The organism is Ciceribacter ferrooxidans (assembly GCF_004137355.1).
In the GTDB taxonomy this organism is placed as follows: domain Bacteria; phylum Pseudomonadota; class Alphaproteobacteria; order Rhizobiales; family Rhizobiaceae; genus Allorhizobium; species Allorhizobium ferrooxidans.
Genome location: NZ_SDVB01000176.1, coordinates 1 through 254, shown reverse-complemented (window position 1 = coordinate 254; position 254 = coordinate 1). Strand labels below are relative to the sequence as shown.

The window sequence follows — 254 nt, the reverse complement described above, 5'->3', positions numbered from 1 at the left end:
GCAGGTCGTCGTGGCGGTGCAGCAGATCATCCGAACGGTCGGCCAGGGTCCTGCCCGCAAGTCTTGGAAAGCCTTTGAGCACGATGCGCGTCGGCTCGCCCAGGGTGTGGGTGTCGACCGTCTCGATCACACGCAACGTCACTTTTGACCGAGACGCAGCCGCACGATCTTCGCCACGTCGCCAAACGCGCGCACGGCGGCGTCCGACACCGCGGGGTCCTGGCCCGGATAGTCGAGCCGCATGATGAAATGCA

At 65.4% G+C, this 254-nt stretch carries 1 protein-coding gene; it reads right to left on the bottom strand.

Annotated elements, in window-relative coordinates:
* On the bottom strand, positions 1 to 130 hold a 130-nt coding region (locus EUU22_RS26115; protein ID WP_369333638.1), incomplete at its 3' end, for a proline racemase family protein.
* Between the last annotated feature and the right edge of the window lie 124 nt (positions 131 to 254).